The 24,146-nt window shown below is 62.4% G+C and carries 15 protein-coding genes; 13 read left to right on the plus strand and 2 right to left on the minus strand.

Features of this window, described 5'->3' with window-relative positions; all coding sequences use genetic code 11:
• Positions 1–99: 99 nt before the first annotated feature.
• The 7 genes from dgcB to AB4N80_RS07640 all read left to right on the plus strand — a co-directional run bounded on the left by dgcB (position 100) and on the right by AB4N80_RS07640 (position 12,801).
• On the plus strand, positions 100–2,049 hold the full coding sequence (gene dgcB / locus AB4N80_RS07610) for a dimethylglycine demethylation protein DgcB (RefSeq protein WP_460081353.1): 1,950 nt from the start codon (positions 100–102) through the stop codon (positions 2,047–2,049).
• The gene (gene etfA, locus AB4N80_RS07615) at positions 2,049–3,269 is read left to right on the plus strand and encodes an electron transfer flavoprotein subunit alpha (protein ID WP_122566613.1); all 1,221 of its coding nucleotides are present in this window, start codon (positions 2,049–2,051) and stop codon (positions 3,267–3,269) included. The genes dgcB and etfA overlap by 1 nt, the downstream gene beginning before the upstream one ends.
• 13 nt (positions 3,270–3,282) lie before the next feature.
• Positions 3,283–4,053: an electron transfer flavoprotein subunit beta gene (gene etfB / locus AB4N80_RS07620; RefSeq protein WP_460081357.1), complete on the plus strand. Its 771-nt coding sequence runs from the start codon at positions 3,283–3,285 to the stop codon at positions 4,051–4,053.
• 273 nt (positions 4,054–4,326) lie between these two features.
• The gene (locus AB4N80_RS07625; RefSeq protein WP_354336632.1) at positions 4,327–4,893 is read left to right on the plus strand and encodes a GNAT family N-acetyltransferase; all 567 of its coding nucleotides are present in this window, start codon (positions 4,327–4,329) and stop codon (positions 4,891–4,893) included.
• A gap of 1,149 nt (positions 4,894–6,042) precedes the next feature.
• Positions 6,043–9,495 carry a GMC oxidoreductase gene (locus tag AB4N80_RS07630; RefSeq protein ID WP_305491240.1) on the plus strand — a complete coding sequence of 1,151 codons (3,453 nt, stop codon included), beginning with the start codon at positions 6,043–6,045 and terminating at the stop codon, positions 9,493–9,495.
• Positions 9,496–9,660: 165 nt separating this feature from the next.
• Positions 9,661–11,529 carry a c-type cytochrome gene (locus AB4N80_RS07635; RefSeq protein WP_460081360.1) on the plus strand — a complete coding sequence of 623 codons (1,869 nt, stop codon included), beginning with the start codon at positions 9,661–9,663 and terminating at the stop codon, positions 11,527–11,529.
• A 27-nt stretch (positions 11,530–11,556) separates the two neighbouring features.
• Positions 11,557–12,801, plus strand: coding sequence for a metallophosphoesterase (locus AB4N80_RS07640; RefSeq protein ID WP_460081363.1), 1,245 nt, complete (start codon positions 11,557–11,559; stop codon positions 12,799–12,801).
• Positions 12,802–12,904: 103 nt separating this feature from the next.
• On the opposite strand, the gene gbcA is transcribed toward AB4N80_RS07640, so the two are convergent.
• Positions 12,905–14,197, minus strand: coding sequence for a glycine-betaine demethylase subunit GbcA (gbcA, locus tag AB4N80_RS07645; RefSeq protein WP_122566619.1), 1,293 nt, complete (start codon positions 14,195–14,197; stop codon positions 12,905–12,907).
• Positions 14,198–14,481: 284 nt separating this feature from the next.
• On the opposite strand from gbcA, the gene gbcB reads away from it, so the two are divergent.
• Positions 14,482–15,582, plus strand: coding sequence for a glycine-betaine demethylase subunit GbcB (gene gbcB / locus AB4N80_RS07650; RefSeq protein ID WP_122566620.1), 1,101 nt, complete (start codon positions 14,482–14,484; stop codon positions 15,580–15,582).
• A 222-nt stretch (positions 15,583–15,804) separates the two neighbouring features.
• Here gbcB and AB4N80_RS07655 read toward each other — a convergent pair whose 3' ends face one another.
• Positions 15,805–16,845 (minus strand): threonine aldolase family protein, encoded by a 1,041-nt coding sequence (locus AB4N80_RS07655; RefSeq protein WP_460081367.1) that lies wholly within the window; start codon positions 16,843–16,845, stop codon positions 15,805–15,807.
• Positions 16,846–17,120: 275 nt separating this feature from the next.
• On the opposite strand from AB4N80_RS07655, the gene AB4N80_RS07660 reads away from it, so the two are divergent.
• From AB4N80_RS07660 to AB4N80_RS07680, 5 genes are all read left to right on the plus strand, one after another.
• Positions 17,121–17,825: a TraX family protein gene (locus AB4N80_RS07660; RefSeq protein WP_122566623.1), complete on the plus strand. Its 705-nt coding sequence runs from the start codon at positions 17,121–17,123 to the stop codon at positions 17,823–17,825.
• Positions 17,826–18,141: 316 nt separating this feature from the next.
• On the plus strand, positions 18,142–19,395 hold the full coding sequence (glyA, locus tag AB4N80_RS07665; protein WP_003206308.1) for a serine hydroxymethyltransferase: 1,254 nt from the start codon (positions 18,142–18,144) through the stop codon (positions 19,393–19,395).
• 21 nt (positions 19,396–19,416) lie between these two features.
• Positions 19,417–20,667: a sarcosine oxidase subunit beta gene (locus tag AB4N80_RS07670; protein WP_003177603.1), complete on the plus strand. Its 1,251-nt coding sequence runs from the start codon at positions 19,417–19,419 to the stop codon at positions 20,665–20,667.
• A 14-nt stretch (positions 20,668–20,681) separates the two neighbouring features.
• On the plus strand, positions 20,682–21,011 hold the full coding sequence (locus AB4N80_RS07675; protein ID WP_122566624.1) for a sarcosine oxidase subunit delta: 330 nt from the start codon (positions 20,682–20,684) through the stop codon (positions 21,009–21,011).
• On the plus strand, positions 21,008–24,025 hold the full coding sequence (locus tag AB4N80_RS07680) for a sarcosine oxidase subunit alpha (protein WP_305468716.1): 3,018 nt from the start codon (positions 21,008–21,010) through the stop codon (positions 24,023–24,025). Before AB4N80_RS07675 ends, AB4N80_RS07680 begins: the two co-directional genes overlap by 4 nt.
• Positions 24,026–24,146 lie beyond the last annotated feature (121 nt).

Genomic DNA, 24,146 nt, shown 5'->3' on the forward strand with positions numbered 1-24,146 from the left:
GAGTCGACTGCATCGCGGGCAAGCCTTGCTCCCACAGGGATCGAGCAAGACATCCAGGTTTCTGTGCCTGCAAGACCTGAGGTCTTTGGGAGCTTCACCATGCTGAACACCCTTCTTCCAATCCTGCTGTTCGCTGCCCTGGGCCTTGCGGTCCTCGGCGCCTTGCGGCGGGTGAACATGTGGCGCCGGGGACGACCGGCCAAGGTCGACCTGATCGGCGGTCTCTTTGCCATGCCCAAGCGCTACATGGTGGATTTGCACCACGTGGTGGCGCGGGACAAATACATTGCCAACACCCACGTGGCCACGGCCGGTGGTGCGGTGGCGTCGGCGGTGCTGGCGATCCTGGTCCACGGGTTTGGCCTGCATAACCGCTTCCTCGGCTATGCGTTGCTGTTGATGTCGGCCGTGATGTTCGTCGGTGCGATCTTCGTCTACCTGCGTCGGCGCAATCCGCCCGCCCGGTTGTCCAAGGGCCCGTGGATGCGCCTGCCGAAAAGCCTGCTGGCCTTCTCGGCATCGTTCTTCCTGGTGACCTTGCCGGTGGCGGGCATCCTGCCGGAGAACTTCGGCGGTTGGCTGGTGGCGGCGGTCCTGGGTGTCGGTGTGTTGTGGGGCGTGTCGGAATTGTTCTTCGGCATGACCTGGGGCGGGCCGATGAAGCACGCCTTCGCCGGTGCCCTGCACTTGGCCTGGCACCGCCGTGCCGAGCGCTTTGGTGGCGGCCGTTCCACTGGCCTCAAGCCGCTGGACCTGAACGATCCCGCCGCGCCGCTGGGTGTGGAGAAACCCAAGGACTTCACCTGGAACCAACTGCTGGGCTTCGATGCCTGCGTGCAGTGCGGCAAGTGCGAAGCGGCCTGCCCGGCGTTCGCTGCCGGCCAGCCGTTGAACCCGAAAAAACTCATCCAGGACATGGTCGTCGGCCTGGCCGGCGGCACCGATGCGAAATTCGCCGGCAGCCCGTATCCGGGTAAACCGGTGGGCGAACACGGCGGCAACCCGCACCAGCCCATCGTCAACGGCCTGGTGGACGCCGAGACCCTTTGGTCCTGCACCACCTGCCGGGCGTGCGTCGAGGAATGCCCGATGATGATCGAGCACGTCGATGCCATCGTCGACATGCGTCGTCACCTGACCCTGGAAAAAGGCGCGACGCCGAACAAGGGCGCCGAGGTCTTGGAAAACCTCATCGCCACCGACAACCCTGGCGGCTTCGCCCCGGGTGGGCGGATGAACTGGGCGGCGGACCTGAACCTCAATCTGCTCAGCGAGAAGAAATCCACCGACGTGCTGTTCTGGGTCGGCGACGGTGCCTTCGACATGCGCAACCAGCGCACCTTGCGCGCCTTCGTCAAAGTGCTCAAGGCGGCGAAGATCGACTTTGCCGTGCTCGGCCTCGAAGAACGCGACAGCGGCGACGTGGCCCGGCGCCTGGGTGACGAAGCGACCTTCCAACTGCTGGCCAAACGCAACATCCAAACCCTGGCCAAATACAGTTTCAATCGCATCGTCACCTGCGACCCCCACAGCTTCCACGTGCTGAAAAACGAATACGGCGCCTTCGATGGCAACTACCTGGTGCAGCACCACAGCACCTACATGGCAGAGATCATCGACGCCGGTGCGCTGAACCTCGGCCAGCACAAGGGCGACAGCGTGACCTATCACGACCCGTGCTACCTGGGCCGCTACAACGGCGAATACGAGGCACCGCGCCAGGTGCTGCGTGCCCTGGGTATCGAGGTCAAGGAGATGCAGCGTTCCGGTTTCCGTTCGCGTTGCTGCGGCGGTGGCGGTGGTGCGCCGATCACTGACATTCCAGGCAAGCAGCGGATCCCCGACATGCGCATGGACGACATCCGCGAAACCGGCGCCGAGCTGGTGGCCGTGGGTTGCCCACAGTGCACCGCGATGCTCGAAGGCGTGGTCGAACCGCGGCCGATGATCAAGGACATTGCCGAACTGGTGGCCGATGCGCTGCTGGAAGACGCGGCCCCGAGCAAGCCCGTGGCCCCAGCCAAACGTGAACCCGCGGAGGTGCATTAATGAGCGACATCATCCGCCGCGACCCTCGCGCCGAGTGGATCGCCCGCAACCGCTTGCACCCGCTGCACGCGGCCATGCAACCGGTACAGCACAGCTGGATGGGGCCCAACGGCGTCATCCGCAAGAACGTCCATGGCATCGGCTTCATCGGCCCCAACGGCATCAAACGGATTGATCGCAGCGGTGCCCAGCAGGGTGGCGCGAGCAAACGCACCGCTGCCGTTGAAGTGCAATTGCCGCTGCATCAAGTGCCGCAACCGGCGTTCCATATTTGCGTCGTTCCGGACATGGTCGGTGGCCGCCTCAGCAGCCACGACCGCGACCTGCTGGGCCTGGCCCATCAGTTGGCCGGCAGCGACGGCGCGGTGCTGGCCGTGGTGTTCGGCGAGCACAAGGAAAGTGCCTTCGCCACGGCGGGCGTCGACCGCTTGCTGGTGCTCGAGGGCGAGGCATTCAGTGGTTATGCACCGGAACAACGGGTGCAGGGCCTGCGGGCTGTGGATAACCAGTTCAACCCACGCCATTGGCTGCTGCCCGACAGCCGCACCGGTGGCGGCGAACTGGGCCGGCGCTTTGCCGCAGCCCTGGGCGAACGCCCGGCCACGCGGGTCTGGCAGGTCAAGGGCGAGGAGTGCATCGGCCGCGCCGGTGCGGGCCTGCAAGACTTGGCCCGACCGCTGGCGCGCTTGATCCTGGCGGCGGCCGAATGCGCCGAACCGGTCAGCGAAACCCGCCACGAAGCCTTGCCGGTGGAGTTATCCACAAGCGTGGCCCGCAGCTTGTCGCGTATCGAAGATCTTGGCGCCGTGGCGGTGGACCCGGGCGCGATCCCGATGGCCGAGGCCGAATTCATTTTCTCCGGCGGCAACGGGGTCAAGGACTGGGCGCTGTTCCACCAGACTGCCGCGGCCCTGGGCGCCACCGAAGGCGCTTCGCGGGTGGCGGTGGACGATGGCTTCATGGCCCGCGATCGCCAGGTCGGTGCGTCCGGCACCTGGGTCACGGCGCGGGTCTACGTGGCCGTGGGGATTTCCGGGGCGATTCAGCACCTGCAAGGCATTGGCGCTTGCGACAAGGTGGTGGCGATCAACCTCGATCCGGGCTGCGACATGATCAAACGGGCGGACCTGTCGGTGATCGGTGACAGCGCGGCGATTCTCCAGGCCTTGATCGCGGCGGTAGAGGCTTACCGCAACGAAGCCAAGCGCGATGCGGCTTAAGAAGGATAAGTTGATGAGTACCCAAGTGATCAGCCTCGTGTCCATCGGCGCCCACCCCACTTCCGGTCGGCCCCGGCGCGCCGAACAGGACGCCCGGGCCGTGGAACTGGGCCTGCAACTGGCCGGCAACGACCTGCAAGTGCTGCACGCCGGCGACGTGGCCGAACCGGCGCTGCGCGCCTACCTGGGCATGGGCCTGGACGAACTCCACGTCCTGGAAAATCCCGACGGGGCCGATGCCCTGCCAGCCCTGACCGATTACCTGCGGGACGCTGGCGCCCAAGTGGTGCTCACCGGCAGCCAGGCGGAAACCGGTGAAGGTTCGGGCATGCTGCCCTTTTTGCTGGCGGAAAACCTCGGTTGGCCGTTGGTGGTGGGGTTGGCCCAGGTCGAGTCCATCGACGGCGGCGTGGCCCTGGTGCTGCAAGCCTTGCCCCGCGGCCAACGGCGCCGTCTCAAAGTGCGCCTGCCGTTCCTGGCCACTGTGGATAACGCTGCGCCAAAACCTCGACAAAGCGCCTACGGCCCGGCTCGGCGCGGGGCGCTGCATGCCGAGGAAGTCGAAGTGATCGACGACACCTTGCTGGCGGTGGCGACCCTGCAACCGGCCAAGCCACGCCCTAAGCGCCTGAAAGTGATCAAGGCCAAGAGCGGCGCTGACCGCATGAAAGCCGCCACGGCCAAGGCCAGCGGCGGAGGCGGGCAAGTGCTCAAGGGCGTGAGCCCGGAGGCGGGCGCCGAGGCGATCCTCAAGTTGTTGGTGGAGGAAGGGGTGGTTCGCTGAGCCCAGGCTCACCGCATGACCCCTTGGGAGCGAGCCTGTGGGAGCAAAGCTTGCTCGCGATGAAAACGCCTCGGTCTCTTAGGTACCGAGGCGCCTGGATCGCGAGCAAGCTTTGCTCCCACAAGGCTAGCTCCTGAGGAGATGCGTGTTACCCACAATCCCTGTGGGCCTCTCTGTGGATAACCTGTTCGACACTCGTCGCACACGGCGCCAACCGGGTCGTCCAGGCCTGCGCTTAAAAAACGACCGCTGTCAGCCAAATGGAGCCCATCGATGGAAGTTGTATTTCGCCCGGCCTTGCCCACGGATGCACGGGAGATCGCCCGTCTGTTCCGGATTTCCTCAGAGGGTGCGTCGGATTACATCTGGAGCCAATTGGCAGAGCCAGGGCAGGACCTTCTGGACGTGGGGGCTGCTCGTTATGCTCGAGAGAACGTCGATTTTTCCTACCAGAACTGCCTTGTCGCCTATGCCAATGGCCAGGTCATCGGCATGATGCACTGTTATGTGACCCGCGAGGATCCGCTGGCGGTGCCGGTGACCGATCCGGTCCTGGCGCCCTACGCCGACATGGAAGTGCCCGACACCCTCTATATCTCAAGCCTGGCCCTGCATGAAGGCTGGCGTAACAAGGGGCTCGGCGTGCGCTTTCTCGAGCTGGCGCAACAGCGTGCCGATCAGTTGGCGCTCAATGGCCTGAGCCTGATCGACTACGCCGCGAATACCGGCGCCCGGCGTTTTTATGAACGCCATGGCTTTGGCATCGTCAAAACCTGCCAGGTTGTCCCGCATCCACTGATTCGGGTGACGGGGGAGGCGTACCTCATGCATCGGCCTTGATCGCCATGGCGGCTTCACCAGAAACCCTGTGGGAGCGAGCTTGCTCGCGATAGCGGTCTGTCAGTTAACGATGAAGGCGACTGCCAGTCCCTCATCGCGAGCAAGCTCGCTCCCACAGGGGATTGGTGGAGCCCCTGGGGCTCCACCAATCCCCTGTGGGAGGTTCGGTTTACCCACAATCCCTGTGCGCGCCTCTGTGGATAACCTGTTCGCCCCTCGCTGCACCCCATGCAAACCAGGCGCTCCAGGCCTTCGATCAAAAAGTAGCCAGTCTAAGTTACGGTTTTTATTGGCTTTTGTTTGTGAGTAACGACCCCTTCCAGCTGAAACTTGCCCCCAATCTCTGTTGGCGCTTCTGTGGATAAGATGTTCGCTCAACGCTGTAAGCCAGACGGGCCGGGGCGTTTAGAGAATTGATCATTAAATGATCGAATGATCGGTTTTCCCCGAAAAATCCCACCAAAACCCCGATTTACCAGCCGTTGCGACAGTTTTCCACAGAATCGTCAAAATTACCCCCAAACACTGTTGGCGCTTCTGTGGATAAGGTGTTCGCTCACCGCCACAGCCCAGGAATTTCGGGGCTTACAGAGATCTGGTCAAAAAACAACCAATAAGCCAGGAAAACCGCGGTTGTTCATAAGTCACGGTTTTTATTCACTTTGCCGTAGAAAAAATGCCCAACCTACGCACACTTGTCCCCATTTGCTGTGGGTGGTCATGTGGATAACTTGTTCGCCAAACGCTGCAAGCCACGGCCCGCATAGCGCAAATCGCGATAGATCAAATTTCATACAGTTCTAAGGAACCACCTTGACGCAGGTCTGTCGGCTGTCTTCACTTCCATGGCACAAGGACATTGCCACTTTATCCACATCAGGTTCAGGGAGAACACATGATGGATAGCCAGCCCCCCCGCACGCACCCGCTTCCCCCACTGACCTGCGTCCCGGCACCGCCCACTTCGCTGCACAAACGCATCCATCGTCGCGCCGCCAATCAGCGTGCGCGTCTATAGCATCCGGTTTTTCCCCCTGTAGCACCGCTGACTGCCGCTGGCCCCTGCATGGGACAGTAGCCAGGCGTTCGTGCGCCTATCGATTTGCAGGCAACCGCAGAGTTGCCCCTTCTGCCTGAGAGGACTTGAACATGACACGGATCTCAACCCCCATCAGTGATATCCAGGAACACTACGACGTGATCGTCATCGGTTCCGGCTACGGTGGCGGCATTGCTGCCTCGCGCCTGTCCCGGGCCGGACGCAAGGTGTGCCTACTGGAGCGTGGCCGGGAAATGCAGCCCGGCGAATACCCCAACACCCTGCTGGCGGCCACCGAAGAACTGCAAGTCCATGATCCCGACGGTCACATTGGTTCGCGCACCGGCCTGTTCGACCTGCACGTCAACGCCCAGCAGAACGTGGTAGTCGGTTGTGGCCTGGGCGGTACGTCGCTGATCAATGCCAACGTTGCGCTGGAGCCTGAGCCTGGCGTGTTCGAGGACCTGCGTTGGCCGCAGGCGGTACGGGACCACCAGGACACGTTGCTCAAGGACGGCTACGCCCGGGCCCGGGAGATGCTCAAGCCCAACCCCTATCCGGCGTCGGAGCCGAACCTGCCCAAGCTCGACGCCCATAAGAAGTCAGCCGATTACCTCAAGCAAGGCGCGCATTTCTACAAGCCGCCGATCAACGTGACCTTCGACAAGTTGCCCAACAACCTCAACCACGTCGGCGTCGAACAGTTGCCCTGCAACGGCTGCGGCGATTGCGTCTCGGGCTGTAACAACAAGGCCAAGAACACCACGCTGATGAACTACCTGCCGGATGCCTGGAACCACGGCGCGGAGATTTTCTGCCAGGCCGAGGTGCGGCACCTGGAGCGCGACGGCGACGGCTGGATCGTGCACTTCCAATACCTGGACAGCGGCCGCGAGCTGTTCTCGGCGCCCACGTTGTTCGTGCGGGCCGATATCGTGGTGGTGTCCGCCGGCACCCTGGGCTCCACCGAAATCATGTTGCGCTCGCGGGCCAAGGGCTTGTCCATGTCCAGCCAGTTGGGCGAGCACATGAGCGGCAATGGCGACATCCTCGGCTTCGGCCACAACTGTGACCAGGTCATCAACGGCATCGGCTTTGGTGCCCATTCGGCCAAGGAGCTGGAACCGGTGGGGCCGTGCATCACCTCGATCATCGACATGCGCACCGAAGGCGACTGGCGCAGCCGCATGGTCATCGAGGAAGGTTCGATTCCCGGCGCCCTCGGCCGTGCCATGGTGCCGAGCATGGCGGCGTTTGCCGAAATGATTGGCGTGCCCACCGACACCGGCTTCGGGGCCAGCCTCAAGTACAAGGGTCGCGAAGCCGAGAGCTTTCTGCGCGGGCCGTATTACGGCGCGCTGCACAACATGCAGACCTACTTGATCATGAGCCATGACAACGCCAAGGGCCGCATGCTGCTCGACAACAAGGACCAGTTGCGCATCGACTGGCCTGGCGTCGGCGAACAGGAGAACGTCACCCTCGGCAACGAGCGGCTGCACCAGAGCACCAAGGCCCTGGGCGGGATCTGGGTCGAGAACCCGATCTGGACCAAGCTGCTCAAGCACAGCATCGTCTCGGTTCATCCCCTGGGCGGTTGCGTGATGGGCGAAGACGCGACCCAAGGCGTGGTCAACCACAAGGGCCAGGTGTTCAGTGGCGCCAGCGGCACCGATGTCTACCCGGGCCTGTACGTGACCGACGGTGCGGTGATCCCCACGTCCCTGGCGGTCAATCCGCTGCTGACCATTTCGGCGGTGAGCGAGCGCAACATGGGGCTGCTGGCGGCCGACCGTGGCTGGATCATCGACTACACGCTGCCCTCGGCCCCGCGCAAAGCGGTGGCGCCGCCGACCCTCGGCGTGCAATTCACCGAAACCATGAAAGGCTACTTCTCCACGGCCTTCACCCAGGCCCAGGGCACCGATCTGAGCCTGTACGAAGCGGCGGCCAAGCGGGGCAAGGCCGACAACTCGCCCATCGAATTCACCCTGACCATCACCGCCGCCGACCTCAACCGCTTGATCAAGGAGCCGGAACACGCCGCGACCCTGGTGGGCACCCTCGATGCACCGCTGCTCTCGCCGCAGCCGCTGGTCGCCAGCAATGGGGTGTTCAACCTGTTCGAGCAATACCAGGAGCAGGTCGGCGTGCGGCACATGAACTACGACATGAAGCTGACCGCCGAAGACGGCAGTGACTATTACTTCAGTGCCTTCAAGACCGTGCCCGAGGACAACGGCGTGCTGAACGTCTGGCACGACACCAGCACCCTGTACGTCACGCTCTATCGCGGGCCGGACAAGACCGGCGCGGTGATCGGCTCCGGGGTGATGCACATCCTGCCGGCCGATTTCGCCAAGCAGATGACCACCATGAAAGTGCTCAACGCCCGCAACGAGCGTGAGCGCGTGGAGGCATTGGCGCGGTTCGGAAAATTCTTTGCCGGGATCCTGTGGGAGAGCTACGGCGGTGTCTTCGCCGGCGATGTCTATTTCAACCCGGACGCGCCGCCCCGACTGAAACGGCCGTTGGATGCACCGGCGCCGGTGGTGCATTTCTTCCCGACCGACGACAACGTCGAGCTGCGCCTGACCCGTTACCAGGCCGGTACCAAAGGCCCGGTGATGTTGGTCCATGGCCTGGGCGTGGGCTCGAACATTTTCTCCACCGACACCATCCACACCAACCTGCTGGAATACCTCTGCAAGCACGAATACGACGTCTGGCTGCTGGATTTGCGCGTGAGCATTCTGCTGCCGGCCAGCAAGAACGAATGGAACGGCGACCAGGTGGCCCAGTACGATTTCAAGGCCGCCATCGAGCAGATCCAACAGGCGACCCTGGCCCGTGACGTGCAATGCGTGGTGCATTGCTATGGCGCGACGACCTTCTTCATGTCGATGCTGGCGGGCTTGCAAGGGGTGCGCTCGGTGGTCTGCTCGCAGATCGCCGCCGACACGGTGGTTGCCACCGCCACCGGGCTGAAGGCCGGTTTGCACTTGCCGGGGATGCTCGATGCTATCGGCATCAAGTCCCTCACGGCCTACGCCGACACCAAGGAAAGCTGGTTCAACAAACTTTACGATAAGGCCCTCAACGGCTATGCCCGGATCGAGGCTCAGGGCTATTGCACCAACCCGGTCTGCCATCGCATCACGTTCATGTACGCCTCGCTGTATCGCCACGACACCCTCAACGAAACCCTGCACGACAACCTGCATGAGTTGTTCGGCGAGTCGAACATCCAGACCTTCGAGCACCTGGCGCTGATCGTGCGCAAGGGGCACCTGGTGGACTTCAAGGGCAACGACGTCTACATGCCGCATTTCGATCGGTTGAAGTTGCCGATCTGCTTCATCAGCGGCGCCGACAACCAGTGCTACCTGCCGCAAAGCACCCTCAAGACCTACGAGCGACTGTGCGAGATGCACGGCCCGCAGTTGTTCAGCCGCCACGAAGTGCCGGGGTACGGCCACATCGACTGCATGTTCGGCAAGGACGCGGTGGTGGATGTGTATCCGATCATCCTTGAGCACTTGGAGAAAACCGCGCTCGGTTGACGCAAGACCGAGTCGCCTGCATCGCGAGCAAGCTCGCTCCCACAGGGGGCTATGTGCCGCTGAATTCGTGCACGCCACACATCCAGTGTGGGAGCGAGCTTGCTCGCGATGGCGATCACCAGAGCGCTGCATCTCGTGAGTCGGGAATAAGGAAAAAGGATGCCCATGAATACTTACATCCGCTGGTTCCAACGCATCATCTGGGTCGGGATTGTCATGAACATGTTCTTCGCGATCCCGGCGCTGTTCGCGCCGGCATTGCTGACGTCCATGATCGGCCTGCCCCCCGTATTGTCCGATCCCTGGCTGGAGAACGCCGGCATGTTGCTGGTGGGGATCAGCCTGTTCTACATGCCTTCGGGGTTCAACGCGCCGCGTTTCGTGGTGCATTCGTGGTTGTGCGTGCTGTCGCGGCTGGTGGCGGTGGTGTTCTGGATCTACTTGATCAACACCAACAACCAGGGCCAATTATTCAAACCGATGTTGATGGGCGACCTGAGCATGTTCCTGATCCTGGGCGTGCTGCTGTACCTGGGCAGCCCGGTGGACAATCGTCCGCTGGCCTTGCTTTGCGCCGGTTGGCGGGAATGGCGCGCCGGCTGGGCGCTGCGCTGGCAGAGCCACGGGTTCAAGGTCGGCATGTTGGTGGTGGTATTGCTGCTGGGTTTCATCGGCTACCAGACCTGGTACCAGATGATCCGAGAGGTGCCGCAAGCGGACTTCGCCTCCGACGAAGACCATTACAAATACGCCGCGATCGGCCTGGGCATCGAGGCGCGGATTCCCTACTACCTGTTCGCCGTGCTGCCGCAGATGTGCCCGGAAAAACTGCCCAAGCCGGGCGGCTACGAAGTGTTCGGGTTCCTCTATGAAAACGGCAACGACCTGCCTATCGGCATGGCCAAGCGGCAACTCGGTTACCCCACCGTCGAGCCCAACTGCGCCCTGTGCCACACCGGCTCCTACCGGGCCAATGCCACTGACGTCGCGGTGCCGGTCGCTTCCGCGCCGGCCAATACCCTGCAACTGCAGGCCTTCCAATGGTTCGCCTACGAATGTGCCAGCGACCCGAAATTCACCCCCGATGCGGTGATGGCGGCGATCAATGGCAAGTTCCAGCTGGGCTTTTTCGAAAAGCTGTACAACCGTTACCTGATCATCCCGATGGCCAAGAGTGCGTTGCTCAAGCAGAAGCAGGCCTACGCTTGGCAGAAGTTGCGTCCGGCCCAGGGGCCAGGGCGGACCGACACCTTCAACCCGACCAAAATGGTGGTGTTCGGCTTCCCGGATGACTCCACCATCGGCACCGTGGATCTGCCACAGGTCTGGAACCAGAAACCCCGCGAGTCCATGTACCTGCATTGGGATGGCAATAACAACAAGATCCACGAGCGTAATTACGCAGCGGCCATGGCCGTGGGCGCGACGCCGGAATCGGTGCTGCCACCGAGTTTCAACCGGGTGACCAACTGGCTGTTGGGCCACAAGGCCCCGGCCTGGCCGTTCGTCCTGGACCAAGGGAAAGTCGCCCAGGGCAAACCGATCTGGGAGAAAAACTGCGCTGGCTGCCATGATTTCGGCCGCAGCGACACCGGCCAGGTCACCACCAACATCGACCAGTTGGGCACCGACCCCCATCGCCTGAATTCCTTCACCACCGGCCTGGTGGCGGCGTTCCACGGCTTCAAGAAACCGCCGTTCGACTTTGGCGCTTACCGCAAGACCCAGAGCTACAGCAACACCCCCACCGATGGCATCTGGTTGCGGGCGCCGTACCTGCACAACGGTTCGGTGCCGACCCTGTGGGATTTGCTGCAAGCGCCGGAACAGCGGCCGCAGGTGTTCTACACCGGCTCCGACATCTACGACCAGGAGAAGGTCGGCTTTATCACCAGCGGCGCGCAAATGAAGGCGTCGGCGGATTTCAAATACGACACCCGCCTGGAAGGCAACCACAACGGCGGCCACCTGTATGGCACGCAGCTGTCGGACGTCGACAAACGGGCCCTGATCGAATTCATGAAGACCCTGTAGCCCAGGGCACAACGAAGGAGCGTTCACATGTCATTACTGCACCATTGGGAACATGAGTTCGACAAGGTCAAGGTCCGCCTGCACGGGTTGGTCACGCGTCTGGAAATGTCCTGGAAAAAACTCGTCAACGACCTGGAACCCGAGGAGTTCCAGGCCATCGTCAAGCTGCTGCAGCGAGGCCACGACCAGGCCCGGCACGTCATCGAACATGGCGACCTGCCGGACGACGAACCGGCCGTGCCCTGGGAGTTGTCCCACGGCTTGTCGATCCTCAAGATCGGCAATGCCACGCCCTTGCCGCAAAGCGAGGACGAACTGCCGACCCGGGTGCTCAAGGACGGCACCTTGCTCGGTTGTCGCAAGTGGGAACTGCTGGACCTGCTGTGGAGCGAGGCGTTGCTCAAGTGGATCGAGAACCTGGGCCATCACGCGCCGTTCGCCACCAACCCGGCGCTGGTGAAAATGGACAGCGACGTGGTGCTGGCCATCGCTGGCGACTGGGGCACCGGGCCGTTCGACAGCCACGCGCCGGCGGTGGCGGTGGCCAACCAGATGCAATTGGCCCTGGCCGATTTCACCATCCACCTGGGCGATGTGTATTACGCCGGCACCCATTCCCAGGAAGACGTCGACATGGTCGGCTGGCCCCAAGGCAAGCACGGCTCTTTCACCCTCAATTCCAACCACGAGATGTACAGCGGGGCCCACGGCTATTTCAAGGAACTGTCCAAGCGTTTCCCAGTGCAGCAAGGCACCAGCTACTTTGCCTTGTACAACGACGACTGGCTGGTGGTCGGCCTGGACAGCGCCTACGCCTCGGACGCGATGAACCTGTACATGGACGGTACCCTCAACACCCAGCAGATCGAGTGGATGAAAGCCCTGCCCAAGCGCAAGAAACTGATGGTGCTCAGTCATCACCAGGGCTTCGATATTTCCGGGCACAACAAGACTGCGCTTTACCAACCGGTGTGCGACGCCCTGGGGCGCGAGCCGGATTACTGGTATTGGGGGCATTTGCACAACGGCATCTGCTACGCGCCCCAAGGCGGGTTGCACGCGCGCTGTGCCGGACATGGAGCGATCCCTTACGGCACCACCAGCGAGCTGAACGGGCATGCCCGGGTGCTGTGGTCGGAGACTCAGTTGGCGGGGGACGAGGCGTATCCGCAGCGGGTGTTGAACGGGTATGTGAAGGTGCGGCTGAAGGGGGAGGAGATTGTCGAGACGTTTTATGGGGAGGATGGTTCGGTGCGGTGGTCTTCACAGTAATCGGGTGAACGGGAGACCGCTATCGCGAGCAAGCTCGCTCCCACAGGTTTTGTGAACGACACAGAACCCCTGTGGGAGCGAGCTTGCTCGCGATGCTTTTGACTTAGCCCTGGACCGGAACGCCCTTGAGGTACGGCGCAGGTTCCGCCCCCAGGTTGTTGAGCATGCGCTCGCTGTACCAATCCACGAAGTTCACCACGCCGAACTCATAGGTCTTGGAGTATGGGCCAGGCTGGTAGGCGGTGGAGTTGATGCCGCGCTGGTTCTCTTCGGCCAGGCGACGGTCCTGGTCGTTGGTGGCGTCCCAGACTTCCCGCATGCGCGCCACGTCGTAGTCCACGCCTTCGACCGCGTCCTTGTGCACCAGCCACTTGGTGGTGACCATGGTTTCCTGGGCGCTGATCGGCCACACGGTGAACACGATGATGTGGTCGCCCATGCAGTGGTTCCACGAGTGCGGCAGGTGCAGGATGCGCATCGAGCCCAGGTCCGGGTTCTTGATGCGGCCCATCAGCTTGGCGCAGCCTTGCTTGCCGTCCATGGTCATCGACACGGTGCCCTTGAGCAGCGGCATGCGCACGATACGGTTACGCAGGCCGAAGCTGGCGTGGGCGTAAGGGATCTTCTCGGCGTCCCAGGCGGCGGCAGAAGCGGCCACGTGGTCCTTGAAGGCCTGGTCGGCCCGCGGGTCGGTGACGTCGTCCCATTCCAGCAGGGTCTTGAGCAATTCAGGGTGCGAGGCGTTGCAGTGGTAGCACTCGCGGTTGTTTTCCAGTACCAGTTTCCAGTTGGCTTTTTCCATCAAGGTGGTTTGCACCGCCACCTTGGTGTTCTCCATGTCGTACGGTTCCATGTAATGGTTCAGCGTCGACAGGAAGTCATCAATGGCCGGCGGGTTTTCGGCCAGGCTGATGAAAATGTAGCCGCCAGCGGTCTTTACGTTCACAGGCTTGAGGCCGTACTGCTTCATGTCGAAGTCGGCGCCCATCTCGGTGCCGGCGAACAGCAGGCGACCATCCAGCTCGTAGGTCCACTGGTGGTAATGGCAGACCAGTTTGGCGACTTTGCCCTTTTCACTGGTGCACAGCCGCGAGCCACGGTGACGGCAGACGTTGTGGAAAGCGTGGACCACGCCGTCGGCGCCGCGAATCACGATGATCGGGTTCTTGCCGACTTGCAGGGTCAGGTAGTTGCCCTTGGCCGGGATTTCGCAAGTCATGCCGGCGATCAACCATTCTTTCTGGAAGATTTCCTGCATGTCGATATCGAACAGGCGCTCATCGCTGTAGAACGGTTGTGGCAGCGAAAAGGTGCGCTCGCGCTCTTGCAGCATTTGCGCGGTGGCCTTGCGTGCGGGTTCCAGCGGATCGCCCAGGCTCAGGGTAGTGGTGTCCATCGTTTTATCCTCGTGGCCCTCTAAGCGGAGCCGGTGAAAATGACTAATCGGTTGTGCTACGCAAGGCAGAAAACTTTGTTTATCTGTTGGGGCGAGTGTGGGGCCGCGCAGGGGCCGAACCTTATCCATGGGCGACATGGCCCAATCTGTTCCCGACGCGCAAGCCCCGGTAGTTAAGGGCTGGTCGCGATAAGTATGTGAATGTCGCAGATAGGTAAATGGTCACCCAGGCGCCTGCGCACAATCGCCATCATGAAGGCCGACAGTCGGCCGTGGAGATCAGCATGTCCAATAACTTCCTGAACCCGGTCACCACCCAGACCTGGGCCAATGGCCGACATATCGTACGTTGCGTCAAAGTCATCCAGGAAACCTGGGATGTGCGCACCTTCTGCTTCATGGCCGACCAGCCGATCATGTTCTTTTTCAAGCCGGGGCAATTCGTCACCCTGGAGCTGGAAATCGAAGGCCAGCCGATCATGCGCTCCTACACCATCTCCAGCTCGCCGTCGGTGCCCTACAGTTTCTCGGTAACCATCAAGCGCGTGCCGGGGGGCAAGGTGTCCAACTGGTTGCATGACACCCTGCACGAAGGTCAGGAGCTGGCGGTGCACGGGCCGGTGGGGTTGTTCAACGCCATCGACTTCTCCAGCCCCAAGGTGCTCTATCTCAGCGGCGGCGTCGGGATTACCCCGGTGATGTCCATGGCGCGCTGGTACTACGACACCAACGCCAATGTCGACATGACCTTCATCCACAGCGCCCGCTCGCCCAAGGACATCATCTATCACCGCGAGCTGGAGCACATGGCGTCGCGGATCGACAACTTCAGTTTGCACCTGATCTGCGAAAAGCACGGTCTTGGCGAACCCTGGGCTGGTTATCGCGGCTACCTGAACCACAAGATGCTCGAGCTGATGGCGCCGGATTTCCTGGAGCGCGAGGTGTTCTGCTGCGGCCCGACGCCGTACATGAACGCGGTCAAGCGTCTGCTGGAAACCGCTGGCTTCGACATGAAGCGTTATCACGAGGAATCCTTCGGCGCCACGCCACCGGAAGCCCGCGCCGACGCCGTGGAACAGGCCGAACAGGCGGCCGACGCGCCGGAAGTCGATGCTGCGGACCTGCACTTGGTGGAATTCACCTCTTCGGGCAAGAGCATCCGCGTGGGGCCGGGCGAAACCGTACACGCCGCCGCTGCCAAACTCGGCATGATGATCCCCAAGGCCTGCGGCATGGGTATCTGCGGCACTTGCAAGGTGCTGAAGCTGGGCGGGGAAGTGGAGATGGAGCACAACGGCGGGATCACTGAAGACGACGAGGCCGAGGGTTACATCCTGTCGTGCTGCAGCGTGCCGAAGGGGGATGTGCGGATCGATTTCTGACCTGCCCATCCGCGTAGTGGTGAGCACCTCCTGTGAGATCAAGACCTGTAGGAGCAAGCTGTGGGAGCAAGCTGTGGGAGCAAAGCTTGCTCGCGATGCAGACGACTCGGTCCATGGGAGACCGCGTCGCTTTCATCGCGGGCAAGCCTTGCTCCCACAGGCTTTGCTCCCACAGTGAGCCCCTTTCACCACGGGGGCATGACCGGCCGGGGGACGGCTTTCCTAACCCGCCATCACTTCCCGAATATCCGCCGCCAATTCCCGCACTCGCGCCTCTTGCGTATCCCACGAGCACATGAAGCGTGCGCCGCCCTTGCCGATGAAGGTGTAGAAGCGCCAGCCCTTGGCGGTCAGCGCGGCGATGGCCGGTTCCGACAGTTGCAGGAACACGCCGTTGGCCTGGACCGGGAACATCAGTTCCACGCCAGGAATGTCGCTGACCAACTCTGCCAGCAATTGCGCGCAGTGGTTGGCGTGGCGGGCGTGCTTGAGCCAGGCGTCGTTCTGCAACAAGCCGACCCAGGGCGCGGACAGGAAACGCATTTTCGACGCCAGTTGCCCGGCCTGTTTGCAGCGGTAGTCGAAGTCTACGGCCAGGTCATGGTTGAAGAACAAAATCGCTTCGCCCACCGCCATGCCGTTTTTCGTACCGCCAAAGCACAACACGTCCACACCGGCCTTCCAGGTCAGGTCGGCCGGTGAGCAGCCGAGGAAGGCGCAGGCGTTGGAAAAGCGTGCGCCGTCCATGTGCAGGTTCAGCCCCAGTTCCTTGCAGGTGACGCTGATGGCGCGGATTTCATCCGGGGTGTAGACGCTGCCGACTTCCGTGGCCTGGGTCAGGGTCACGACCCGAGGCTTGGGGTAGTGGATGTCCTGACGCTTGAGGGCGATCTCACGGATCGACTCGGGGGTCAGCTTGCCGTTTTCGGTGCGTGCCACCAGCAGCTTGGAACCGTTGGAGAAGAACTCCGGTGCGCCGCATTCGTCGGTTTCGACGTGGGCGGTTTCCGAGCAGATCACGCTGTGGTAACTCTGGCACAGCGAGGACAGGGCCAGGGAGTTGGCCGCAGTACCGTTGAACGCGAAGAACACTTCGCAGTCGGTTTCGAACAAGGCCCGGAAATCGTCCGCCGCGCGGTGGGTCCACTCGTCGTCGCCGTAGGCGCGTTGGTGACCCTGGTTGGCTTCTTCCATGGCCGCCCAGGCTTCGGGGCAAATGCCGGAATAGTTGTCGCTGGCAAACTGTTGACTCTTGTCGGTCATGGCCTTGCTCCTTGAATAGAGAGTCCTGGGTAAAGAGATCCCTGGCGGAATGCCCGGGTGGGGCGTTCCCTGGTTCGGCGTGCTTGGGTCCACAGCGCCGTGGTCGATCATGGTTCGGGGTGCTTGAGTCCGTCGCGCCGTGGTCGATCATGGCTCGGCGTGCTTGAGTCCGTCGCACCGTGGTCGATACTGGTGCGCACTTTACCCAAGATTAGCGGGGGAACACACCGGATGTTTCTGTCAGAAAATCACAAAGTCATCGGGCCGCTGCACGCATGAGTCGGCGCGACGGTGCCCTGGACCTGCTCAAATGGCTGGCATTGTTGTCGATGGTGCTCGATCACCTGCGATATGTCGGTTTTTCCGTCGATTGGCTGTACGTGCCGGGACGCCTGGCATTCCCGTGGTTCTGCCTGGCGATGGCGGCGAACCTGGCGCGCGACGGTGCCAGCACCGCTCCATGGCGTTACCTGGGCTGGTTGTTGTTATTCAGCGCCGTCAGCGAAATCCCCTACCGCTTGTTCATTCCTGGCCCTTCCACGCTGAACGTCATGCCGACGCTGGTGCTTGGGCTGGTTGTGGCGCGCTGTTGGCAGACGCCCACCTTAGAGGCGCGATGCCTGGCGGTGACGGCGTTGCTGCTGGCGGCGCTGTTTTCGTCGCAGCTGATGTTCGGTTTCTTTGGTGTGTTGCTGCCGTTGGCGATGTTGCTGGTATTCAAGCGTCCTTTGTATATGGCCTTGTTGCCGGGGCTGGTCTGCGTGGCGGCCAATCAATGGCGGGTGTTGTATGGCGCGGCGTGGCTGGGGGATGGGGTGGCGCTTTGGGGGTTGGTGGCCTGCCTGATCGCGCCATGGCTTGGGTGGGTGCTTTTGCGACACGCGGGTCGTTTTCATCCACCGGCGATGCGGCGTTGGGCCTATGGCCTCTATCCGGCGCATTTCCTGGTCTTGCTCGCGGTTCGCCAGATCGCCGCATAGCCCTGTGGGAGCAGCATTTTGGGAGCAATGCCAGTGGGAACAATGCCTGTGGGAGCAAGGCTTGCCCGCGATGAAAGCGACGCGGTCTCCCATGGACCGAGGCGCCTGGATCGCGAGCAAGCTTTGCTCCCACAGTGCTATCGCGCAGCCCTTGCTCCCCGACTCTTTGAGCGCATGTCGTAAACGCACCTTTGCGTGGCGTCCATAGGCATTTGACATGCCTGCGCCAGCCATACCATCGCATCCAAAGGGCACGACCGAATGGTCCGTGCCTCACCGAGACGAAAGGCGCACTGCCGCCGCTGGGAGAGACGCGATGTTCAGCAAACAAGATCAAATTCAAGGCTACGATGATGCGCTGCTGGCGGCGATGAACGCCGAAGAGCAACGCCAGGAAGATCACATCGAGCTGATCGCGTCGGAGAACTACACCAGCAAGCGCGTGATGGAGGCCCAGGGCAGCGGCCTGACCAACAAGTACGCCGAAGGTTATCCAGGCAAGCGCTACTACGGTGGCTGCGAGCACGTCGACAAAGTCGAAGCCCTGGCCATCGAGCGCGCCAAGCAGTTGTTCGGTGCCGATTACGCCAACGTCCAGCCGCACTCCGGCTCTTCGGCCAACAGCGCCGTGTACCTGGCCCTGCTGCAGGCCGGCGACACCATCCTGGGCATGAGCCTGGCCCACGGCGGTCACCTGACCCACGGTGCCAAAGTGTCGTCCTCGGGCAAGCTCTACAACGCGGTGCAATACGGCATCGACACCACCACCGGCCTGATCGACTACGACGAAGTCGAGCGCCTGGCGGTCGAGCACAAGCCGAAAATGATCGTCGCCGGTTTCTCCGCTTACTCCAAGACCCTGGATTTCCCACGTTTCCGCCAGATCGCCGACAAGGTCGGTGCCCTGCTGTTCGTCGACATGGCCCACGTGGCTGGCCTGGTTGCCGCCGGTCTGTACCCGAACCCGCTGCCTTACGCCGACGTGGTCACCACCACCACCCACAAGACCCTGCGCGGTCCCCGTGGCGGCCTGATCCTGGCCAAGGCCAACGAAGAAATCGAGAAGAAGCTCAACGCCGCGGTATTCCCGGGTGCCCAGGGCGGCCCGCTGATGCATGTGATCGCCGGCAAGGCGGTGTGCTTCAAGGAAGCGGCGGAGCCTGGCTTCAAGGCTTATCAGCAGCAAGTGATCGATAACGCCCAGGCCATGGCTGGCGTGTTCATCAAGCGCGGCTACGATGTAGTGTCCGGTGGCACCGATAACCACCTGTTCCTGGTCAGCCTGATCCGTCAGGGCCTGACCGGCAAGGATGCCGATGCTGCCCTGGGCCGCGCCCACATCACCGTCAACAAGAACGCCGTGCCGAACGACCCGCAATCGCCATTCGTGACTTCGGGCCTGCGCATCGGTACCCCGGCGGTGACCACCCGTGGCTTCAAGGTTACCCAGTGCGTCACGCTGGCCGGCTGGATCTGCGACATTCTCGATAACCTCGGCGATGCCGATGTCGAGGCCAATGTCGCCCAGCAAGTGGCGGCCCTGTGCGCGGACTTCCCGGTTTATCGCTGAGTCGGTTTTGGAGTAATGACTATGCAACGCTATTCGGGCTTCGGCCTCTTCAAACACTCACTCAGCCATCACGAAAACTGGCAGCGGATGTGGCGCACGCCGACCCCGAAAAAGGTCTATGACGTGGTCATCGTCGGCGGTGGCGGGCATGGTCTGGCGACCGCCTACTACCTGGCCAAGGAACACGGCATCACCAACGTGGCGGTGGTCGAGAAGGGCTGGTTGGGCGGCGGTAACACCGCGCGCAACACCACCATCGTGCGCTCCAACTACTTGTGGGACGAATCGGCCCACCTGTACGAACACGCGATGAAACTCTGGGAAGGCCTGTCCCAGGACCTGAACTACAACGTGATGTTCTCCCAGCGTGGCGTCTACAACCTGTGCCACACCCTGCAGGACATCCGTGATTCCGAGCGTCGCGTCAGTGCCAACCGCCTCAACGGCGTGGACGGCGAGCTGCTCAACGCCAAGCAAGTGGCCGACGAGATCCCGTACCTGGATTGCTCGAAAAACACCCGCTACCCGGTGATGGGCGCCACCGTCCAGCGTCGCGGCGGCGTGGCCCGTCACGATGCCGTGGCTTGGGGCTTTGCCCGGGCGGCGGACGCCTTGGGCGTGGACCTGATCCAGCAGACCGAAGTGATCGGTTTCCGCAAGGAAAACGGCGTGTGCATCGGCGTGGAAACCAATAAAGGCTTCATCGGCGCCAAGCGCGTCGGCGTGGTGACTGCCGGTAACTCCGGGCACATGGCCAAGCTCGCGGGCTTCCGCCTGCCGATCGAATCCCACCCGCTGCAAGCGTTGGTGTCCGAGCCGATCAAGCCGATCATCGACAGCGTGATCATGTCCAACGCCGTACACGGCTACATCAGCCAGTCCGACAAGGGCGACCTGGTGATCGGTGCCGGTATCGACGGCTACAACGGCTACGGCCAGCGTGGCTCGTACCCGGTGATCGAACACACGGTCCAGGCCATCGTCGAGATGTTCCCGGTATTGTCCCGCGTACGCATGAACCGCCAGTGGGGCGGCATCGTCGACACCACGCCGGACGCCTGCCCGATCATCTCCAAGACCCCGGTGCCGAACATGTTCTTCAACTGCGGTTGGGGCACCGGCGGCTTCAAGGCCACCCCGGGCTCGGGCAACGTCTTCGCTGCCAGCCTGGCCAAGGGTGAAATGCACCCACTGGCCGCACCGTTTTCCATCGACCGTTTCCACAACGGCGCACTGATCGACGAACACGGCGCTGCTGCCGTCGCCCACTAACAGGAGAAATCCCTATGTTGCACATCTTCTGTCCTCACTGCGGCGAACTGCGCTCCGAAGAGGAATTCCATGCATCCGGCCAGGCGCACATCCCGCGCCCGCTGGATCCGAACGCCTGCACCGACGCAGAGTGGGGCGACTACATGTTCTTCCGTGACAACCCACGCGGGTTGCACCATGAACTGTGGGACCACGTCGCCGGTTGCCGTCAGTACTTCAACGTGACCCGTGACACCGTGACCTACGAGATTCTCGAAACCTACAAGATCGGCCAAAAGCCGCAGTTCACCGACAAGGCTGACAGTCCGAAAGCGGCTGCACAGGCTCTGGGAGAGAAGGTATGAGCCAGATCAATCGCCTGTCCAACGGCGGACGGATCGACCGCAACAAAGCGCTGAGCTTCACCTTCAACGGCCAGACCTACAAAGGCTTCGAGGGCGATTCCCTGGCCGCTGCGCTGTTGGCCAACGGTGTCGACATCATCGGCCGCAGCTTCAAGTATTCGCGGCCGCGCGGCATCTTCGCCGCCGGTGCCGAAGAGCCGAACGCGGTGCTGCAGATCGGTGCCACCGAAGCCACGCAAATCCCTAACGTGCGTGCCACCCAACAGGCGCTGTACCAAGGCCTGGTCGCCACCAGCACCAACGGCTGGCCGAACGTCAACAACGACATGATGGGGATTCTCGGCAAGGTCGGCGGCAAGCTGATGCCGCCGGGCTTCTACTACAAAACCTTCATGTACCCGCAATCGTTCTGGATGACCTACGAGAAGTACATCCGCAAGGCCGCAGGGCTGGGTCGCTCGCCGACCGAGAACGATCCGGACACCTACGACTACATGAACCGTCACTGCGACGTGCTGATCGTCGGTGCTGGCCCTGCAGGCCTGGCCGCCGCGTTGGCCGCCGCTCGCAGTGGTGCGCGCGTCATCCTGGCCGATGAGCAGGAAGAGTTCGGCGGCAGCCTGCTCGACTCCCGCGAAAGCCTGGACGGCAAGCCGGCGACCGAATGGGTGGCCGCTGTTGTCGCTGAACTCAAGTCGATGCCGGACGTGGTACTGCTTCCACGCGCCACGGTGAACGGTTACCACGACCATAACTTCCTGACCATCCACGAGCGCCTCACCGATCACCTCGGCGACCGCGCACCGATCGGCCAGGTTCGCCAGCGCATCAACCGCGTTCGCGCCAAGCGCGTGGTGCTGGCGACCGGTGCCTGCGAGCGTCCACTGGTCTATGGCAACAACGACGTGCCGGGCAACATGCTGGCCGGCGCGGTGTCCACCTACGTGCGTCGCTACGGCGTGGCACCGGGCAAGAAACTGGTGCTGAGCACCAACAACGACCACGCCTATCGCGTGGCCCTGGACTGGTTCGACGCCGGCCTGCAAGTGGTGGCCGTGGCCGACGCCCGCAGCAACCCGCGTGGTGCGCTGGTGGAAGAAGCCCGCGCCAAGGGCATCCGCATCCTCACCGGCAGCGCCGTGGTCGAAGCCCGTGGCAGCAAGCGCGTCACCGGGGCACGTGTTGCCGCGATCGACGTTCGCGCTCACAAAGTCACTAGCCCCGGCGAATGGCTGGACTGCGACCTGGTGGCCAGCTCCGGCGGCTACAGCCCGGTGGTCCACCTGGCTTCGCACCTGGGCGGCAAGCCGATCTGGCGTGAAGACATCCTCGGTTTCGTACCGGGCGAAGCACCGCAAAAGCGTGTGTGCGTTGGCGGTGTGAACGGCGTCTACAGTCTCGGCGACAGCTTGGCCGACGGTTTTGAAGGCGGCGTGCGTGCGGCCAGCGAAGCCGGCTTCAAAACGGTGGAGGGCGTGTTGCCCAAAGCCCTGAGCCGTCACGAAGAACCAACCCTGGCGCTGTTCCAGGTGCCTCACGAAAAATCTACTGCACGGGCGCCGAAGCAATTCGTCGACCTGCAGAACGACGTCACTGCCGCCGCCATCGAACTCGCTACCCGCGAAGGCTTCGAGTCGGTGGAACACGTCAAGCGCTACACCGCACTGGGCTTCGGTACCGACCAGGGCAAACTGGGCAACGTCAACGGCCTGGCCATCGCGGCCCGTTCGCTGAACGTGAGCATCCCCCAGATGGGCACCACCATGTTCCGTCCTAACTACACGCCGGTGACTTTCGGCGCGGTGGCTGGCCGGCACTGCGGGCACATCTTCGAACCGGTGCGCTTCACCGCGCTGCATGCATGGCATGTGAAAAACGGTGCCGAGTTCGAAGACGTCGGCCAGTGGAAGCGTCCTTGGTACTTCCCGAAGAACGGCGAAGACATGCATGCCGCGGTCAAGCGCGAATGCAAGGCCGTGCGTGACAGCGTTGGCCTGCTCGACGCCTCGACCCTGGGCAAGATCGACATCCAGGGCCCGGATGCCCGCGAGTTCCTCAACCGCGTGTACACCAACGCCTGGACCAAGCTCGACGTGGGCAAGGCCCGCTACGGCCTGATGTGCAAGGAAGACGGCATGGTCTTCGACGACGGCGTAACGGCCTGTCTGGCGGACAACCACTTCCTGATGACCACCACCACGGGCGGCGCGGCACGCGTGCTGCAATGGCTGGAAATCTATCACCAGACCGAATGGCCGGACCTGAAGGTGTACTTCACCTCGGTCACCGACCACTGGGCAACCATGACCCTGTCGGGTCCCAACAGCCGCAAGCTGTTGAGCGATGTCACCGACATCGACCTGGACAAGGACGCGTTCCCGTTCATGACCTGGAAGGAAGGCCTGGTGGGCGGCGTGCCGGCGCGGGTGTTCCGGATCTCGTTTACCGGTGAACTGTCGTACGAAATCAACGTGCAGGCCGACTACGCCATGGGCGTGCTCGAGCAGATCGCCGAGGCCGGGAAGAAGTACAACCTGACCCCGTATGGCACCGAGACCATGCACGTATTGCGGGCCGAGAAGGGCTTCATCATTGTCGGTCAGGACACGGACAGCTCGATGACGCCGGATGACTTGAACATGGGCTGGTGCGTCGGCCGGACCAAACCGTTCTCGTGGATCGGCTGGCGTGGCATGAATCGCGAAGATTGCGTGCGTGAAGACCGCAAGCAACTGGTGGGCCTCAAGCCGATCGACCCGAATGTCTGGCTGCCGGAAGGTGCGCAACTGGTGTTCAACACCAAGCAGGCGATCCCGATGACCATGGTCGGTCACGTGACCTCCAGCTACGCCCACAACTCCTTGGGTTATTCATTTGCCATGGGTGTGGTCAAGGGCGGCCTCAAGCGGATGGGCGAGCGAGTGTTCGCGCCATTGGCCGACGGCAGCGTGATCGAGGCAGAGATTGTTTCTTCGGTGTTCTTCGATCCGAAAGGGGATCGGCAGAACATTTAAACCTTAAGCCCTGTGGTGGGGGCATGTGGGAGCAAAGCTTGCTCGCGATGCAGGCGACACGGTAACCATCAGACCGCGTCATCGTTCATCGCGGGCAAGCCATGCTCCCACAGCCCCACGC

Source organism: Pseudomonas sp. H3_A02 (assembly GCF_054671965.1).

Bases quoted from the DNA above. Each gene is read 5' to 3' on its own strand.
- AB4N80_RS07670 (WP_003177603.1), top strand. From the start codon at position 19,417: ATGCAACGCTATTCGGGCTTCGGCCTCTTCAAACACTCACTCAGCCAT.
- AB4N80_RS07640 (WP_460081363.1), top strand. From the start codon at position 11,557: ATGTCATTACTGCACCATTGGGAACATGAGTTCGACAAGGTCAAGGTC.
- AB4N80_RS07660 (WP_122566623.1), top strand. From the start codon at position 17,121: ATGAGTCGGCGCGACGGTGCCCTGGACCTGCTCAAATGGCTGGCATTG.
- glyA (WP_003206308.1), top strand. From the start codon at position 18,142: ATGTTCAGCAAACAAGATCAAATTCAAGGCTACGATGATGCGCTGCTG.
- AB4N80_RS07635 (WP_460081360.1), top strand. From the start codon at position 9,661: ATGAATACTTACATCCGCTGGTTCCAACGCATCATCTGGGTCGGGATT.
- AB4N80_RS07625 (WP_354336632.1), top strand. From the start codon at position 4,327: ATGGAAGTTGTATTTCGCCCGGCCTTGCCCACGGATGCACGGGAGATC.
- etfA (WP_122566613.1), top strand. From the start codon at position 2,049: ATGAGCGACATCATCCGCCGCGACCCTCGCGCCGAGTGGATCGCCCGC.
- AB4N80_RS07680 (WP_305468716.1), top strand. From the start codon at position 21,008: ATGAGCCAGATCAATCGCCTGTCCAACGGCGGACGGATCGACCGCAAC.
- AB4N80_RS07655 (WP_460081367.1), bottom strand. From the start codon at position 16,845: ATGACCGACAAGAGTCAACAGTTTGCCAGCGACAACTATTCCGGCATT.
- dgcB (WP_460081353.1), top strand. From the start codon at position 100: ATGCTGAACACCCTTCTTCCAATCCTGCTGTTCGCTGCCCTGGGCCTT.
- AB4N80_RS07675 (WP_122566624.1), top strand. From the start codon at position 20,682: ATGTTGCACATCTTCTGTCCTCACTGCGGCGAACTGCGCTCCGAAGAG.
- gbcB (WP_122566620.1), top strand. From the start codon at position 14,482: ATGTCCAATAACTTCCTGAACCCGGTCACCACCCAGACCTGGGCCAAT.
- gbcA (WP_122566619.1), bottom strand. From the start codon at position 14,197: ATGGACACCACTACCCTGAGCCTGGGCGATCCGCTGGAACCCGCACGC.
- etfB (WP_460081357.1), top strand. From the start codon at position 3,283: ATGAGTACCCAAGTGATCAGCCTCGTGTCCATCGGCGCCCACCCCACT.
- AB4N80_RS07630 (WP_305491240.1), top strand. From the start codon at position 6,043: ATGACACGGATCTCAACCCCCATCAGTGATATCCAGGAACACTACGAC.